At 40.6% G+C, this 2,264-nt stretch carries 1 protein-coding gene; it reads left to right on the forward strand.

Translation table 11 applies throughout. The features are described 5' to 3' along the window. Positions 1-1,063: 1,063 nt before the first annotated feature. Positions 1,064-1,489 carry a hypothetical protein gene (locus AACW06_RS19190; protein WP_080538420.1) on the forward strand — a complete coding sequence of 142 codons (426 nt, stop codon included), beginning with the start codon at positions 1,064-1,066 and terminating at the stop codon, positions 1,487-1,489. The last annotated feature ends 775 nt before the right edge of the window (positions 1,490-2,264 follow it).

Consider the following 2,264-nt stretch of genomic DNA (forward strand, 5'->3'; position numbering starts at 1 on the left):
CGGCAAGTTGGCTTGGTCGAAATGGATTATTAAACAACTTGAGATTGATGGTTTTCAAGGTTCTTGGGTTGCCTCAATTGCGTTTTGGATCTGGTTTGTGTTGTGTTTCGTCGGTTTCAAATCGCTTTAATTGAAATGTCTTTTTGACTGATTCATTTGCTGACATTCAGCTCTGAAAGTCTGGTGAAGTAAAAGGTTTTGTTGTGGCTTAAATGGCGCTTTCTTTGTTGTTGATTCTGCAAGTGGCTTTCTTTGGCTCAGAACGCTGTGAAATTTAGGGGTTGGTTAGCATCGTTTTTGCACGTAAATTATTAAAATCCCTTCATTTTTACGGTGGTTTACTTTGAATTCACGGTAAAATTCACATAACAAGCAATTCAAGTGGATTCTCAACGCGTGGCAGTTTTACTATGCGTTAGGTAAAGTGTTTTACGGTGCAATGCAGCGGCTTGGCCAGTGCGTTGTTCACCACTTAATTGGGCGTTAGCTGGGGTTAAGAAAAGCTGTGAATTTAGGGTGGAAAGGCTTTCGGTTTTCTAGCTACACACCGGACAAATCCCAGCTTATCAACTATCTCGCCAGTGGAACTTTTCGGGAAGTGTTTGAACTTAACGAAGTCTGCTTACGGGAAATGTTGTGTTTGTTAAGTTCGTTGGTGCGGCTTCTTTGGTGTTGAAATTTATGCATTCTTAAATTTTTTCGTGTGCTTTTTCGTTGGTTTTTTCGATAGAATTCTTTGCAAATTACCATGCTTAGGAATGGTGATTTTCTCGGTCATTTCTTCTTTGCCAAGCGCATTTCGTGGATTAGGTTTTAATTTCACAGCTGTCCGTTTTACTTTGTCGCTTGAAAGCAATAATGTGTTCCAAATTAGGCATTTTGGCGTAATTTGCTAACGAAAGTGCAGCAGCTAACTAGGCGTTTAAGACGGATTCCCAACGCTTGGGAGTTTCGGCTCTAAGTTGAGTTTTGTGTTTAAGGCGCAATGGTTTAGGATTGTGGTCGCGTTGCTCACCACTTAACGCAGCGTTATGCGTCCTTAAAACTTGAGTAAGGTGTACAAGTGGAAAGTAGAGTAGTTAAAGCATCAAAATTTTTAGGTTTGGGCATTTTGTTGTACCCGATTGCCTATTCGTCACTTAACTTTGTTCTACCCATTCTGATAGGTGTGCTAGGTAATGAAAGTCACTTCCTGATTTCAGGTTTAGAAATCATTACCTGGTTTGTGCTCCCCATTTTTTCAGTGTTCTATTTACTAGCATTTCACCAATTTGCTGGGGCGCTTAGAAAATGGCAAAAATTCGTAGGGTATATGATGGTGTCAACGGCAGTTATTGCTGAAGTATTATTACCCTTTATCGACAGAGGTTTAATGAGTAGCTCTATTTCGTTTTTGGCTCACATGGCTGAGCTTGTCATTTTGTCCGGTTGCTTGTTGGCAATTGGTAGTCAAATGAAGCAAAGTGTCGATGTTAGCTGCAACGCATAACAAGGCGTTTAAGAGGGATTCATGCCGCGTGGCATTTTTAGTATGCGGTGAGTTTTAGTGGTGAAAAGGTCTGCGGAAACTTGGTTTAGGCGGCATTCACCCCTTAACGCGGCGTTATGTGTTTGGTCAGTTTTTAGGTCAAAGCTACGATTTCATTGAGAATTCGTTCTGTGTTTTCGGCAAGTTGGCTTGGTCGAAATGGATTATTGAATAATCTGAAATTGATCGTTTCCAAGGTTCTTGGGTTGCCTCAATTGAGTTTTGGGTTTGGTTTGTGTTGAGTTTCGTTGGTTTCAAATCGCTTCAATTGAAATGTCTTTTTGACTGATTTGCTTGCTGACATTCAGCTCTGAAAATCTGGTGAAGCAAAAGGGGTTGTTGTGGCTGAAAGGGCGCTTTCTTTGTTGTTGATCCTGCAAGTGGTTCCCTTTGGCTCAGAACGCTGTGAAATTTAGGGTTTGGTAAGCATTGGTTTTTCACGTAACTTATTAAAATTTCTTCATTTCTACGGTGGTTTACTTTGAATTCATGGGGAAATTCACATAACAAACAATTCAAGTGGATTCTCAACGCGTGGCAGTTTTACTATGCGTCAAGTAAAGTGTTTTACGGTGCAATGCAGCGGCTTGGTCAGTGCGTTGTTCACCACTTAATTGGGCGTTATGTATTTTAATCTGTGGGTTAGTGATAACTGGCTAATTAACGTTGGAGCTACTGTTAATGCAACTAGAAACGAGTAAAAGCATGATTCGTACTGTTAAGAGAATGTGTGGGT

Source organism: Vibrio sp. S12_S33, assembly GCF_963889785.1.
GTDB lineage: Bacteria > Pseudomonadota > Gammaproteobacteria > Enterobacterales > Vibrionaceae > Vibrio > Vibrio aestuarianus.